At 45.2% G+C, this 14,892-nt stretch carries 10 protein-coding genes; 3 read left to right on the top strand and 7 right to left on the bottom strand.

All coding sequences use genetic code 11. The annotated features are described in order from the left end of the window. Positions 1 to 66: 66 nt before the first annotated feature. From CJD36_RS18590 to lpxK, 4 genes are all read right to left on the bottom strand, one after another. Positions 67 to 630 (bottom strand): hypothetical protein, encoded by a 564-nt coding sequence (locus tag CJD36_RS18590; RefSeq protein WP_133162707.1) that lies wholly within the window; start codon positions 628 to 630, stop codon positions 67 to 69. A gap of 120 nt (positions 631 to 750) precedes the next feature. Next, a complete protein-coding gene (locus CJD36_RS18595; protein WP_105040709.1) occupies positions 751 to 1,281 on the bottom strand; it encodes a methylated-DNA--[protein]-cysteine S-methyltransferase in 531 nt (176 codons plus the stop codon). An 11-nt stretch (positions 1,282 to 1,292) separates the two neighbouring features. After that, complete coding sequence (locus tag CJD36_RS18600) at positions 1,293 to 1,934, bottom strand: alpha/beta hydrolase (RefSeq protein ID WP_105040710.1); 642 nt, start codon at positions 1,932 to 1,934, stop codon at positions 1,293 to 1,295. Beyond that, positions 1,931 to 3,067 (bottom strand): tetraacyldisaccharide 4'-kinase, encoded by a 1,137-nt coding sequence (gene lpxK / locus CJD36_RS18605; protein WP_105040711.1) that lies wholly within the window; start codon positions 3,065 to 3,067, stop codon positions 1,931 to 1,933. The genes CJD36_RS18600 and lpxK overlap by 4 nt, the downstream gene beginning before the upstream one ends. Positions 3,068 to 3,216: 149 nt before the next feature. On the opposite strand from lpxK, the gene CJD36_RS18610 reads away from it, so the two are divergent. Beyond that, a complete protein-coding gene (locus tag CJD36_RS18610) occupies positions 3,217 to 3,792 on the top strand; it encodes a L,D-transpeptidase family protein (protein WP_105040712.1) in 576 nt (191 codons plus the stop codon). Positions 3,793 to 3,808: 16 nt separating this feature from the next. Here CJD36_RS18610 and CJD36_RS18615 read toward each other — a convergent pair whose 3' ends face one another. Together CJD36_RS18615 and CJD36_RS18620 are read right to left on the bottom strand one after the other, a co-directional pair. Continuing rightward, positions 3,809 to 6,223, bottom strand: coding sequence for an outer membrane beta-barrel family protein (locus CJD36_RS18615; protein WP_105040713.1), 2,415 nt, complete (start codon positions 6,221 to 6,223; stop codon positions 3,809 to 3,811). Between the two features lie 295 nt (positions 6,224 to 6,518). After that, positions 6,519 to 9,668 carry a PKD-like domain-containing protein gene (locus CJD36_RS18620; RefSeq protein WP_105040714.1) on the bottom strand — a complete coding sequence of 1,050 codons (3,150 nt, stop codon included), beginning with the start codon at positions 9,666 to 9,668 and terminating at the stop codon, positions 6,519 to 6,521. A gap of 31 nt (positions 9,669 to 9,699) precedes the next feature. On the opposite strand from CJD36_RS18620, the gene CJD36_RS23325 reads away from it, so the two are divergent. Further along, entirely contained in the window at positions 9,700 to 9,861 is a 162-nt protein-coding gene (locus tag CJD36_RS23325) for a hypothetical protein (RefSeq protein ID WP_161499377.1), read from the top strand. On the opposite strand, the gene CJD36_RS18630 is transcribed toward CJD36_RS23325, so the two are convergent. Continuing rightward, entirely contained in the window at positions 9,846 to 13,697 is a 3,852-nt protein-coding gene (locus tag CJD36_RS18630; RefSeq protein WP_105040716.1) for an NHL domain-containing protein, read from the bottom strand. The genes CJD36_RS23325 and CJD36_RS18630 overlap by 16 nt on opposite strands. A gap of 278 nt (positions 13,698 to 13,975) precedes the next feature. Between CJD36_RS18630 and CJD36_RS18635 the strand changes: the two genes are divergently transcribed. Continuing rightward, positions 13,976 to 14,722: a LytR/AlgR family response regulator transcription factor gene (locus CJD36_RS18635; protein ID WP_105040717.1), complete on the top strand. Its 747-nt coding sequence runs from the start codon at positions 13,976 to 13,978 to the stop codon at positions 14,720 to 14,722. The last annotated feature ends 170 nt before the right edge of the window (positions 14,723 to 14,892 follow it).

The raw sequence follows: 14,892 nt of genomic DNA on the forward strand, positions 1-14,892 counted from the left end.
TTAACCAAAAGGAAATAAAAAAAGGCTGTCGGTTACGACAGCCTTTAGTAATCTAATATATTATCCTTACCCCTGTACGTGTACAGAATATTGAACATCTATTTTTACCCGGATAGAATCGGAAGTTGCACGGCGCAGACTGCCACCTACTGTGTAGGTAAAGTTAGTTCCGTTCAAATAGCCTTTCAATTCTACATTAGGATCAACAGGCATATCCAGCACTGTGCCATATGTATCGGGGTTACTCAAAGACAATGAGTATGGAGTAGTATTGGTGTTTGAATAAAACGAACCCGATGCTGACCTGAAATTAGCAAAGTTGTTGGCTGTTGTAGGGTTCAGCAATGTAAGTTTGCATGAAGTCAGTTTTGCGCTGGTAATATTGGCGATACCCAACACATTAGCAGTATTGGCTTTGATAAATGAATCGACATTGTAGTGAACTTCCTGCGAACCGGTAGCAGCACCTACTGTATCTGAAGATGGCGGTAATACAATTTCGGTTGATGCAGTTTGTAAGGTTAGGTCATACTGAACCAGGCTAGCAATTTTGCTGCACGACTGCAAATAAGCAGTTCCCAAACACGTCATTACCATTGCCGAAGCGAATAATATTCTGGATTTTCTCATAAATAAAGTTTAGTCAAAGATAAGTTTAAATGAATAAATAAAAAAATGTCATTGGTGGCTAGCCTTCCACCTCATAGTATCAACAAGCGTGCCAGTTTTAAAGGATTGTTAAATTAAATTTCAGAATAAACCCAGCTGGCCGGTCTTGCCAGAATGCTTCCGCTCGTGGTCGAGCAACCATTGTTTCTTAGGTAGTCCACCTCCATAACCTACCAGGCTACCGTTCTCCCCTATCACCCTGTGGCAGGGCACTATAATAGCAATGCCGTTTTCGCCGTTAGCGCCTGCCACTGCACGGATGGCTTTTTCATTGCCCAGCATAATCGACTGCTTTTTATAAGACCTAGTTTCGGCATAAGGTATCTGCATCAACAATTTCCATACACTCACCTGAAATGGACTACCCACCAAATGCAATGGCAGATCAAAGTCTTTGAGCTCACCTGTAAAGTACTCACCCGCCTGCCGTTTAAGTTTCTCGAAATGCGGATGCTCACCCGGTGTAAAACTGCAACCCATATGTTTCTCTATCCGATTCATGATCGTATCGATACTTCGTCGGTACTCAAAGTCAAACAAACAGATACCCTCATCAGATGCGCCCATGCGCATAATGCCTAAAGGTGTTTTTATGGATGATAGATACAGCATACAACTCTAAATTACTTTATATTCTCTAGTATCCCCGCCAATATCTTATTTACCTTTTCTGCATTAATAAACACCATCAGATGCTGACCACCCTTCACAGTGTGAGTCGCTTTTACATTTCTACCGGGTATCACAATATCCAATGTACCATGTATGTGACTTATGTTTTCGGGGTAGGTTGTGTTTTGCCACTCCATCACCACCTTTAGTGCCCATTGCATAAACCGGCCACTTACCGCATTAAATTCACTCATGCGTTCGGTCAACGGCACTATACCTCTCAACCCCATCAATAGCCTGTTAGGTATAGAGAAGCAAAAAGGAGGAATCAATCTTTTCTTTACTATATACCTTGCCAGCCTACCCGGCTCGGGTAGTTCGTCTTTTGTCTTGGCGCTTGATATTAATATAATGTGGCGTACATCTATCAACTTACCTATCTCCACCGCCAGCATACCACCAAAGGACAAACCAAGAATAATGGGATTGGACTCTTTAATATTAACCGCCATCTTACCTGCATAAGATTCCAGTGTATCCGTATCATCATACGACACCCAAGACAATGGCACAAACTCATAGCCATCCACGCTCAGCCGTTTAAAGGCCCGGTGATCGCAACCCATACCGCTTATGCAATACACCTTTGTCATGCGCCGCCCAACCCTACATACTCGATCGGTCCGTTGAAATCATCACTGTTTTCGGTAATGGTTCGCTCTACATATTTATGCACGAGGTAGTTCAGCTCTTCGCCCTTACCCAATAGTACCACCACCTTTATGGGCACTACCACTATTTTCACTCCCAGTTCTACTAGTTTTTCATAATGCAGGTGCAGACGCGTAGCGTCCTTTTCTGTGGTCACTATTACCTTGTTCTCTACATTCCAGTTTTTGTATGCCGCCATTATCTCCTCAATATCGGTGGTCACAAAATAGTGGTGATCGGGGTAGCTAAGCAAATGCAGATCAGCAACACCCTGCTTCAGGTAACTTATGAGTGGTTCCGGCCTTGCAATACCACACACCAATATTGTATGCGTGTTCGCCAGGTTTTCAGGTTCGCGGGTAAAGAAGTTGAATGGGGTACCATATTGAATACCGGTAAAGAACACACTCTGGTGTGGTAGCGGGTTTATATGTTTGGTTATCTCGCTGGCCTGCGCTGTAGTAATGTTCAGCGGACTCTTAGAAACTACTATTACCTCCGCCCTCTTATAAGCGCCACGACTTTCACGCAGATTGCCAAAGGGAAGGATATGGTCTTTATAAAACGGGCGGGAGTAATCAGTGATCAGAATGTTCAAGCCCGCCTTTACCGAGCGGTGCTGATAGGCATCATCCAGCAGTATCACATCTATGCCCGGCCGGCGCTGTAGTAATGCAGGTATCCCGGTAAGTCTTTCTTCGGCCACACACACTACCGCGTCGGGGTACTTCATGAAGTACTGCATAGGTTCATCACCAATGCGCAGGGCATTGGCTTTCTCATCGGCAATAATAAAACCCTTGGTATAGCGCTTGTACCCGCGACTCATGGTAGCAACAGTATATTGATACTGCAGCAGATCCAACAGGTATTCTACATGTGGTGTTTTACCGGTACCACCGGTAGATAAGTTACCTACAGTAATGACAGGTACACTGAAACTGATAGAATTGAAGAACTTAATATCATAGAGCCTGTTGCGCAGCCATACCAATGACCCATATATAAGGGTGAACGGATACAAGGCCAGTCGCAACACAGTTGTTACATAATAAAGGAAGCTGTTTTCTCGCATGTAATGATTGTAATATAGGTGTCAAAGGTCGCTAATAAATGTTTACACGCTGAAGGATAATTGCAAATACAGTTATAAAAAACAAAAAGTTCACCGGCTTATGGAAAATTCGCGGATCTGTATCTTATATTTATAAGTACATTTTTGTTATGGGTAAGGTCTACATTTCCCGAAGGCTGTCATTGATTTTGCTGTTGGCAACAGCAATGGTGTCTATTGCATCTATGGCATGTACCGGCAAAACACCCGACAAAACGGATTCCACCACCCGCACGCGTTTTCATGAAACTACACTAAAGACCGACGTTGATAGCATAGTGGTCGTAAAGAGATTCCGCCACATTTATGTATTTAATAGTGGCAAACTGCTGAAGGTATATAACATATCATTGGGCGAACAACCGGTAGGTGCCAAACACTTTAAGAACGACCGCAAAACACCTGAAGGCGTTTATTACATTACCAGGCGCAATCCATACAGCATGGCCCACAAATCGCTGGCCATCTCCTACCCCAACGAACGCGACCGCAAATATGCCCGTGCACAAGGCAAAGACACAGGCGGAGATGTGATGATACACGGCATACTGAACGGCTACGACAAACAGGCCGCCGACTTTGTGGGCGTAGACTGGACCTGGGGCTGCATAGCCGTAACCAACCAGGAAGTTGATGAACTATATGAGCATGTTATGCTAGGGTCGCCTATTAATATATTGCCGTAGGGGTTAGCATTTAGCATCAATCCACCTTCATCCTCCCCTTCTCCTCCAGCGCATTATTATGTTGGCGGGCCTGGCCATTACCGAAGTTGTAGGTGAATGACAGGTAGGCCATCTGGCTGGCAATGCGGGTGCGGGAATCGGAGCGGAAGTTATTGAGCACGTTATGGCTCGTGAATTTAGACAGGTAGAACGGATCTTCAAGTGATGCTTTTATGTTGATGTGGTCGCCTATTCGCTTAGATACACCCGCAGAAGTATAAATGTAATCGCCACTGGTACCCATAACCGAACTCACATATTTTGATGTATAGTAGACCTGCGCCTCCGCTCTCCATCCCTTACCCAAATCGAATTGCGAGAACATACTCGTATTCCAGCCTACGCCATCATTCACTATATTGTTATTGGCTACCATGCCTGAGTAGTAGAGATAATACCCATCGGCGGTCAGGTTTAGCGACCACCATTTGGTCACATCTTTATTGAAGGCAATGCTCAGGTCGGCCATGCGGTTCTCCCCTATATTTTTGTTGGTGCCGTATATGATGCGGGTGGCATTATCTGCCAGGACTACCTCACTCATCACATCTTTGGTCTGCGCCAGGCTCAGTGCGGTAATGATCATATTCTTATAGCTATGCTTCAGCTCTATACTATTGGTATACTGCGGCTGCAGGTAAGGGTTGCCTGCTGTATAGTTATATTGGAACGAATAGTAGATAAACGGATTGAGCAACTTATATCCCGGTCTGTCTATTCGCCTGCCATAGTTCAGCTCAAACTGGTTATTACTATCTGCCTTGTAGCCAATAAATGCCGTGGGGAACAATGATAGATAGTTTCTTGAAAAATGGTCGGAATGTACATGCTGCAAACCATCTGCAATGGTTTGCTCTGCTCTCAGCCCTACCCTGGCGTTCCATTTATCATTCATATCTTTAGCTGCTGCTGCATAAACAGCATTGATGTTCTCTTTATACACAAACCTGTTGCTGCGGCTGGTGTCATTTACCCAATTATTGTTCTGCAACAAACTGAACCCCGCATCATTATCAGTTTTCACCAGGCTACTCTTGGCACCTGCTTCCAGCCTTATACCATTCTTAAAAGCATAGGTATAATCTACTTTCGCACTTACCACGTTGATGATCGACTGTTGTTTACTTTTCAGCATCAATGCGGGTGACGATGCCTTCATCTGGTCATTGAGTGTTGCATTGGTGAAATCCTGCCGGTAGTCGTTTCCATAGGTCAGGTAATCCAGGTTAACATCCAGGCTGCTTGCGCCGCTGAATTTATGCGACAGGTAAGCATTTGTGGTCACATCTTTGCGAATAAAACCATCCGGATTAAGGATATCATTGTAGCTTATCGTATTGGTCAGGTTATCGTAACGTGTTGCAAACACATGACTGGTCATGTCATTGGGGTGATAGGCTCCTCTGGCACTTATGCCTATCGTTGTCTTTTCAGTGAGATCATAGTCTGCAGACAACCTTAGTGTAGTTATAGAGAATTTCTCTTTGGGAGTACTATGTATAAAACTGCTCGCCTGCACATTGCCAGTTACAGCATCGATGAAGTATTGATTATCTGTAAAGTCGGCAAAGCCGGTGGCATGTACATCTGTAGCGTTTAATGAGAGATTCAGCTTGTTCTTCTTATAGTTCAGCATCAGGCTGCCGTGCTCATTGCTATAAACACCTTGACCAAGCGTTAGCGACGCATTCCCACTCACCCCCAGCTTTTTATTCTTCTTCAGCTTTAAATTGATGACACCCACATTACCTGCGGCATCGTATTTAGCTCCGGGCTGTGTTACCAGTTCAAGCTGGGCAATCTCAGCCGCACTCATGCTCTTCAGGTATTCGGCCAGCTGATCGCCGCTCAGGTAAGTAGGCCGGTCGTTGATCAATACCAATACCCCCTGCTTGCCATGCATAGATATGTTGCCCGCCTGATCCACGCTCAGCCCCGGCAGGCGCCGCAGCAATTCCAATGCATTATTACCAATGGCCGATGAAGAGCCTTCTACATTCACCACCAGTTTACCCAATACCATTTCTATGAAAGGCCGCCTGGCGCTAACGGTAGCTTCTGCAAGGGTGCCGTTACTTTTATGTAGCAAGATATCAGTTGTATAAGTTGCTGCATCTTTAACCACTAATTCCTGCATTACAGCCCCATAACCCACCAGGGAAATACTCAGCAAATAATTACCAATAGTCACATCTGAAAACGTATACTGCCCTTTATCATCGGTGAGCTCGGTTTTTACCCACGATGAATCTGCGGCATTGAGCAGAAAAACCGAGACCGACGATAAAGCCTTATCCTGCTCCATCACCTTACCAGATATGATGGCACCGTCGGCTACAGATCTGAACACAATACAGAAAAGCAAACAAAGAAGAACAGAGAATCTGTGCATAGTTATTACAAAGTGTGCGGCCAAAAGTAAACTACACAATGCCGAACTTAAAGAAGTTTAACCATAATTAACCAGGCATCAAAAAAAGGGTCTCCGAAGAATCGGAAACCCTTTGTTCACATACTATTCTCTGAAAATCCGCCTTTCGAATAGATCCTTTATAGCTAACTATTATTATTTTTTGCTCTGGGTAAAGGTTTTCCCTTTATCCGGCATTTCAAAATTTCAGGCAAAAAATAAGGGTTACCCCTACCATGGATGAATATGCTTATCATTTATTCAATACATGCTAATATCAATTCCTCACCAACTTTGTTGTGCCAACTTTCACCCCATTATGAAAGCACGACACGACGTAGATACCGGATGCAAGCCTATTTACATTAAGAACCGTCTTCCCCTCTACAAGCACTTCAGTGGCTATGACCTTACCGGTAATATCAGTCAGCTCAACAGTGTTAGTGCCATCATTCAGGCCACTCACTTCTACTACTGCATTATCCGATGTTGGGTTAGGGAATACATTTACAGAAGCTTCATCAGCTATACCTACCGTTATTACACCGGTTGGTGCATTGTAATAGGTCTTCGACCCGCAACCACCCTTTGTAGTCATTACCCAGTACTTTTTATTTGTAAAGTCAGGAGATGGCTGATAGAAATTCTGATCTACCTGCCCTGAATAGATCGTTGAATCCAACGATGAAGCATCGTCAAATCCCCACTGGTAGCTATCCACCGTATTGTCAATACAAATAAAATGGTCGTGTACATAGTATATCTCAGGATTGATTGCCGATGCACCGCTTACTGTTACTTTAAACGTATCACTGGTATTACACACGAAACCTGTTGCATTGGCCGTCAGGATCACATTTGCAATACCTGCATTAGGGAAATTCACTATCGCATTTTTATGTCCGGCTCCCTGTGCAAATACCGTTGCACCTGTTGCGCTCCATGTATATTGTACTGTATCGGGTGCATTTGTTGCCGCACCAAAGTTTTGATACCTGGCATCCCTGCATAATGAAGACGTAGGCATAGTAGCTATCACTGGGGGTGCCGGTGCCGGATTTACTGTAACCAATAGATTCTGATTGTTTGCGCAGGCATTCGCACTAAGTATGTAGTGATAAGTAACCAGTTTCGGTGCTAATGTAATGTTGTTCAACACCTCGTTGATTATACCGGCCGAACCTGATGAGGTACCTGCTGCATTACTTAGGCCTCCTGTAGCAGCACGTGTCCAGGCAAATGTAGTACCCGTTGTAGCGCACGCTGGTGTATAGTTAAATGGTGCTCCGCTACAAACAGTTCCACTCAATGAAGATGTCAGCTTTGGTGTTGGATTAACTGTGAAACTAAAGCTCTGCGGTACACCCACACAACCATTGGCCGATGGTGTCACCATTACATTGGCTGTAATAGTGGCTACTGTTGTGTTGGTTGCGCCAAACGCGGAGATGTTTCCTATACCACTGGCAGCAAGTCCTATCGTAGTATTGGTATTGGTCCAGTTATTAGCTGTTCCCGATACAAGTCCGGTAAATATGACACCGGTTGTAACCGTATTATTACACAATACCTGACTTGTTACAGGATCAACATTTGGAGTCGGCTTTACAACTATTGTAAGGCTCTGCGTGCTACCGGTACAAGTACCGATCGCGGGAGTTACCGTAATGGTAGCCGTATCGAAAATGCTGCTTGTATTTACCGACGTAAATGAAGCAATATCGCCGGCACCGGTTGATACAAGACCAATACCTGAATTGCTGTTGCTCCAGTCGTAGACTGTAGCGGCTACCGCACCTGTAAAGTTAACGGCAGTAGTAGTATCTGTATTGCACAATACCTGGCTGCTCACTGCATTTACTGTTGGCGTTGGGGTAACAGTATAGGTGAACGTATCAGCAACACCTGTACAGCCGTTTGCGGTTGGCGTAACAACAACCGTTGAAACCAGCGTACTGATACTGGTGTTCGTAGCCGGGAACGAAGGTATAGATGGTGTGCTGCCAAATAATGCCAGGCCTATCAGCGAATTATCATTGGTAAAGTTATAAGAAGATCCCACCACATTGCTGCCAAACACAACTGTTGTAGTTGCAAAACCATTACACAACTGTTGGTCGCTGATGGCATTTGCGTGCGGAGTTGGATTAACAATGATCAGGAAATTACCTGTCGGGCCATCGCACCCATTAGCTGTAGGCAATACCGAAATGATTGCAGTATCAATATTGTTGCCAGTATTCATACCTGCAAATGTGGCAATATCACCTGTACCTGAAGATGCAAGTCCAATTGTACTATTGTTGTTCGTCCATGTATAGGTAGTACCACTTACCGTCCCTCCGAAATTGACAGCGGCCACAGACTGTGTATTACATACTGTTTGGTTGGCAACGCTATTGACAGTAGGTGTTGGATTAATTGTAACCGTCACACTCTCCGTGTTATTGCAGCTGTTGGCTGTAAGCGTGTATACATAAGTAACAACAATAGGCGCTGTTGTAGTATTGGTCAACACTTCATTAGGGTCGTTTGTTCCAGCTCCTATTGTATTGCTGATGCCAGCTACTATAGCACGGCTCCAGTTAAACGCTGTCCCGGTTGTAGCACTTGTTGGCGTGTAGTTGAACGTGGTATTGTTACAGATAGCAGTTGGGGTCAAAGTACTGCTCAGCATTGGTGTTGGCTGAACTGTTACAGTTACATTCTGTGTGTTGGTGCAGCTGTTGGCTGTCAATGTATACACATAGGTAACCACTATAGGATCTGACGTTGTGTTGGTCAATGTTTCGTTAGGATCGCCACTACCATTGCTAGCTGTGTTGCTGATGCCCGCTATTGCTGCCCTGCTCCATGCGAATGTTGTAGTAGCAGTAGTACTTGTTGGCGTGTAGCTAAACAAGGTATTGTTACATACAGGTGACGGAGTGAGTGCACTTGAAAGCACAGGTGTAGGATTGCTCGCTATTACAAATGTATCGCTGATACCTACGCAACCGCCTACTGAAGGAATAACGATTACTGTCGAGAATACTCTGTCGGTAGTACCATTGGTCAGCGTAAGCGAAGTGATACTGTCTGAAGCTGTAGCAGGAATACCTGTTGTTATATTGTCATTGGTCCATGTAAATAATGTACCTGATACAGCTCCTGTAAATATTACCGGTGTAGTTGCAGCTCCGTTACATACAGATTGATCTGTAGTTGCGTCAACTGTAGGGAAAGGCTTTACAGTGACCACTGCATTACCGGTTGATGGGTAAGTGCAGGTACCTTCTGTAATATCTACCAATGCATATGTTGCTGTTGCTATAAGTGCGCCACTATTGATAGTGTCAGCGCCATTAGCATTCATCAGTGCATTTAGTGGTGATCCACCATTAATAGTGTAAGACACAGACGTTCCGGCAGGGCCGTTGATGATCACATCTGCGCTGTCATCTTTACAGATAGCTGTTGTGCCACTGATCGACGCAACAGGTAGAACAGGCTCTGTTATGGCAACTGGCTGGTCGTGGATACAACCGTGGTTATCAGTAACAGTGCAGGTATATGAACCTACGCTAAACCCTGTACCCGTTGCCCCTGTGCCACCTATTGGCGACTATGAATACGTATAAGGCGCAGTGCCGCCTGTTGGCAATACCGTTGCGGCACCGTTGTTACCGCCATGGCAGGTAACATTGGTCTGTGTGCTGATAGTTGAGGTAAGTACAGTAGGCTGTGTGATAGTAACCGTCTGGCTATGCTCACACAGATTATCATCTGTTATGGTACATGTATAAGCACCAGCGGTAAGACCGGTAGCAGTAGCAAATGTGCCACCTGTTGGTGCCCATGAATAAGTCAATGTTCCTGTACCTCCGCTTGCAGTTACAGCCGCAGCACCCGTAGCATTACCGTTACAATCTACATTGGTCTGCGCGGTCACTGATGAAGTGATAGTAGTTGGTTCTATGATCGTAGCTGTCTTTATTACAGCGCAGAGATTAGCATCCATAACTGTTACCGTGTAAGATCCTGCCGTAAGATCAGTTGCCGTCGCTGTTGAAATTTCGACTGGCAGCCATGAATAATTGAGCACTCCTGTTCCTCCACTTGCAGTTACTGTCGCAGTTCCGTTGTTGCCGCCGTTGCAGCTTGCATTGGTAGTTGCTGTAATGCTGGCTGTTAGCGCTGTTGGTTCTGTGATCGTCGTGGTTGCTGTTTGTGTACAACTATTAGCATCTGTGATAGTAACCGTGTAACTACCCGCGGCAAGAGCGGTAGCGGCAGTGCCACCGCTCGGGGCCCATGAATAGTTGTATGACGGTGTGCCACCACCTACAGTTACTGATGCACGCCCATTGCTGCCGCCGTTGCAGCTAACATTGGTTGTCGCGCTGATGCTTGCTGTAAGCACCACCGGTTGCGTTATGGTTACGGTTTGTGTTGTGGCGCACAGGTTGGCATCAGTTACTGATACCGTATAAGTACCTGGAACAAGTCCGGTAGCTGTTGCAGCAGCGCCACCAGTTGGCGCCCATGAATAAGTATATGAAGAAGTACCACCGCTCGCCGTTACTGTGGCTGCACCATTGCTGCCGCCATTGCAGCTTACATTGGTTGTTGCCGTCATTGTTGCTATAAGGGCCGCAGGCTGGGTTATTGTAACTAATTGGTCATGCGTGCATGCATTGCCATCCGTAATAGTGCAGGTATAAGTGCCCGCGGTAAGGCCCGTTGCCGTGGCAAGGGTTCCGCCTGTTGGTGCCCATGAATAACTGAGTGTACCCGACACACCCGATGCAATTACTGTTGCAGCACCATTATTATTGCCATTACAGTCTACATTGGTCTGTGGTGAAACACTTGATGTAATGCCCGAAGGTTGTGTTAACGTTACAGTTTGTATGGCAGCGCAAAGATTTGCGTCACTCACAGTCACAGTATATGTTCCGGCGCTGAGCCCTGGTGCAGTGGCAGCGGTAGCGCTACCTGGTGCCCATGAATAAGTATATGGTGCTGACCCGCCCGATGCTGCTATGGTTGCGTCACCCGTGCTGCCGCCATTGCAAGCGATGTTGGTTTGAGAAAATACCGATGTAGTAACAGCCGTAACCGTCACATTCACCACCATATCCGCAGTTGCTGTGCCATCACTCACTCTTACCGTAAACGCGTCGCTACCGCTATATCCTGTTGTTGGCTGGTAAGTTATTGTACCACCGGGGGTAATATTTGTTGAGCCTGAAGACGCTGTGGCCGATGTAAACACAAGTGTACCATGCGCGGGTGCGCTCTGCTGTGTCCACGTTTCTGTCTGCCCTGCGTCCGCATCATTTACATGAAGCAGCGATTTTATGTCGCCAGCCGCGTTATTCTTGCAAACCGTAAGCGATTGCGGTGCGCTTAGCGTATAGGCTGGCGCCACATTGGTTACCACATTACATCCACCTACTACCCGGACACGATTGATCGAAGCATCGGCAATGTACAAACTACCACCCGCGTCAATTGATATACCGGTTGGGGCAGTCAGTTTAGCCGCAGCGGGAGCACCGCCATCGCCGCTATAACCAGCCACAGTAGTACCTGCAAAAGTGCTGATCACCCCGCTACTATTTATTTTACGAATACATGAACTACCATATTCAGCAATGTACACATTACCGCTGCCGTCAACCGCAACATCCCTCGGATCATTTAATGTAGCCGCGTTCGCGGCTCCACCATCGCCCGTATGTCCTGGAGAAGAGACACTACCCGCAATAGTGAAAAGCAGACCGGCTGCATTTATTTTGCCTACTCGATTTGCGTCGCAAAAAAACATATTCCCACTTCCATCTATTGCAATGCCATTTATATTATATAAGTAGGTTGAGGTAGCCGGTTGTCCATCGCCAGTTAGGCCGCCTGAGCCGGCAATGAGGTGGAGAGCGCCACCATTATCAATTTTAAGGATGCGACTGGATGAGAAATCTTCATGTGAGAAATATATGTTACCACTGCCATCAACACATATACCTGATATACCAAAAAAATTCGCTGAGGTTGCTGGAGTGCCGTTAGTACTAAAAGAAGAACCAGATAGATTTCCAGCTATAGTACTTATAACACCACTGCTGTTGATCTTGCGGATGTAACCACCAAATGTGAAGCCGCCACCGGTGAAGTCACAAACAAACAAATTGCCACTGCCATCCATTGCCATGTAAGTGGGATTGCGCAATGTAGCAGCGGTAGCGGGGCCACCGTCACCACTGTGTCCGGCACTGCCAGTTCCGGCAAAAGTGGTAATCACCCCGGTGGTGCTTATTTTACGGATCACATTATTGTCCTTGTCTGATACGTATATGTTGCCTGCCGCGTCTTTAACCACGTCTGTTGGTGTATTTAAAGTAGCTGCGGTAGCTAGACTACCATCGCCGGTATATGCCGCGGTACCATTGCCCGCTATAGTGCTGATAATGCCGCAATTAGCGGGTGGTGCCGCGGGTTGGGTAAGCGTCACGGTCTGAACGAGCGTGCAGCTATTAGCATCAGTAATTGTGCAGGTATATGAACCTGCAGTTTTACCGCTAATGCTTGCCGCAGTGCCACCGCTTGGTGCCCATAAATAGGTATAGCCCGGCGTACCACCAATTGCAGCAATAGTTGCACTGCCATCGCTGCCACCTGCAGTAGTCACATTGCTTTGTGCAGTAACGGAGGAGGTCAACACCGGTGGCTGAGTAATAGTAAAGGTCTTGGTCAGCGTTGCGCTGGCTCCATCAGTGATGGTACACGTATATGATCCCGCACACAAACCCGTTGCAGTGGCGCTTGTGCCACCAGATGGGCTCCAGGAGTATGCGTATGGCGCGGTACCACCTGAGACAGTAACGGAAGCAGAGCCGGCACATACTGCATTACAACTAAGATTTGTTTGACTAGTTGTTGCCGACAGAGAGGTAGCCCCATTGGTGAGAATAACAAAATAATTCTCCGTTTCGCCATACCCTCCACCAATGCCGTTTGTGCAAGCCTGTGAAGCTCTTATTTCAGATTCATAAGCACTTCTTACACGCATGCTCAACTGCACCCCGGTAATGCCACCTGGCATAACGAAGCTTCGGCTATGGGTATAATTACGAGCAGAAGAATCGATATATTCTGACGATTCATAAAAACCATTATTGTTTAAATCAATCCAGATTCCTACGCCATCCCGATATTCCGCATTACCTACAGTGGCAGACCAGGTTACAGTAGACCCTATAGCAAGTGTCCTTACAGGTGTAGAAAATGTGTAATAACCATTTGAATTGCAAGTATTGCTATTATTATTTCCAACTGATGCCACACCTCCCATAGAAAATGTATTAATGGGATCATAAGTGCAGTCACTTGTGGTAGCAAATGTGGTACTGCATTGCGAATAACCGGAAAAATTGAGGGTTACCAAACAAAAAATAAACAGTAAAACAGACTTCATATGAATATATTTTAAATTTACCTTTAATAAATAGTTTTCCCAATTGATGGTCTCATCAAAATGACTAAGGCAACATCCTGGGACATTTAGATACCACTAACCAGAAGTACTCTTCACCAACTTACAACGTGTTTGAGGCTCGGGATTACTAGTTTGGGACAATAATCGGTGCTACACCGTCCAATTTCACAGTTGTGGGACTAAACTGTCTTCTTTTTGTGGGCGAATGTGAGTAGTTTTGAATGCAAGCTAACTGAGCAATCAGTCAATCTCTATTTATGAAAACAGACGAAATAAGGATAGCAATTATTGACGATGAGCAAACATGGTCGAAAGTAATAGCAAACGTGGTTACAGAATACGGCTATACAGTGGCATGGGTAGCGCATACTTTCGAAGAAGCTATAATTAAATTGAACGGCAAAGATTACGATCTCATACTATTAGACATTAATCTTGATAACAATATAAGCGGAACAGAATTAGGCAAAATGATACATAGCTTCTACAAGAAGCCCTTCATTTTTATTACCTCAAACCTCGACCCACATACATTAAAAGCGGCCATTGAAGCAAAACCCTCTGCTTACCTCACCAAACCTTTTCAACAAGCGTCGTTGATCGGCACATTACAGAGTGCTATTAATAATTTTAACGATAATATACAACCTGGTCTAGCATCAACTGGCGACAGCGACATGTTCTTTGTAAAACAAGGACTTAAATACAAAAAAATACATTGGGCCAATATTGTTTATCTCCGATCAGAAGATAACTACACGGTCATTTTCAATTCAATTGATGGCAATGAATATTACGTTAGAAGTACACTAACAAAGACCATGAATCACATCATCCCTACAAGCTTGCAGGATGCATTTATACAAGTTAATCGAGCCGAAGCCGTAAATCTAAAATTCGTGCTTGAGGTTACAACAGACGAGATAAAAACAGCCTTTAAAGCAATTGTATTAACTAAAACCTTTGCTGGCAGCCTTCGGAAAGTGATGAATCTGATTGAGTAACTGGCAGCAATATCGTCCTCGGTTAACTTGCACAGGCATCTCTTTCGCAAATACGGAGTAAATGAACGACTACAATCATTCAAAGGCAATATCAATATGGTTCGTTCTATTTGATTTAAATTATATTGTATTCGCTCACTATTAAATTGACGGATTAGACCCAATCGTCA

The sequence above is a fragment of the Flavipsychrobacter stenotrophus genome, assembly GCF_002954265.1.
Classification (GTDB): Bacteria; Bacteroidota; Bacteroidia; order Chitinophagales; family Chitinophagaceae; genus Flavipsychrobacter; species Flavipsychrobacter stenotrophus.

What these genes read in the sequence shown, in the direction of transcription:
- CJD36_RS18630 (WP_105040716.1), bottom strand. Translation starts at nt 13,697, where the DNA reads ATGAAGTCTGTTTTACTGTTTATTTTTTGTTTGGTAACCCTCAATTTT.
- CJD36_RS18595 (WP_105040709.1), bottom strand. Translation starts at nt 1,281, where the DNA reads ATGCTGTATCTATCATCCATAAAAACACCTTTAGGCATTATGCGCATG.
- CJD36_RS18610 (WP_105040712.1), top strand. Translation starts at nt 3,217, where the DNA reads ATGGGTAAGGTCTACATTTCCCGAAGGCTGTCATTGATTTTGCTGTTG.
- lpxK (WP_105040711.1), bottom strand. Translation starts at nt 3,067, where the DNA reads ATGCGAGAAAACAGCTTCCTTTATTATGTAACAACTGTGTTGCGACTG.
- CJD36_RS18635 (WP_105040717.1), top strand. Translation starts at nt 13,976, where the DNA reads ATGAAAACAGACGAAATAAGGATAGCAATTATTGACGATGAGCAAACA.
- CJD36_RS18600 (WP_105040710.1), bottom strand. Translation starts at nt 1,934, where the DNA reads ATGACAAAGGTGTATTGCATAAGCGGTATGGGTTGCGATCACCGGGCC.
- CJD36_RS18615 (WP_105040713.1), bottom strand. Translation starts at nt 6,223, where the DNA reads ATGCACAGATTCTCTGTTCTTCTTTGTTTGCTTTTCTGTATTGTGTTC.
- CJD36_RS18590 (WP_133162707.1), bottom strand. Translation starts at nt 630, where the DNA reads ATGAGAAAATCCAGAATATTATTCGCTTCGGCAATGGTAATGACGTGT.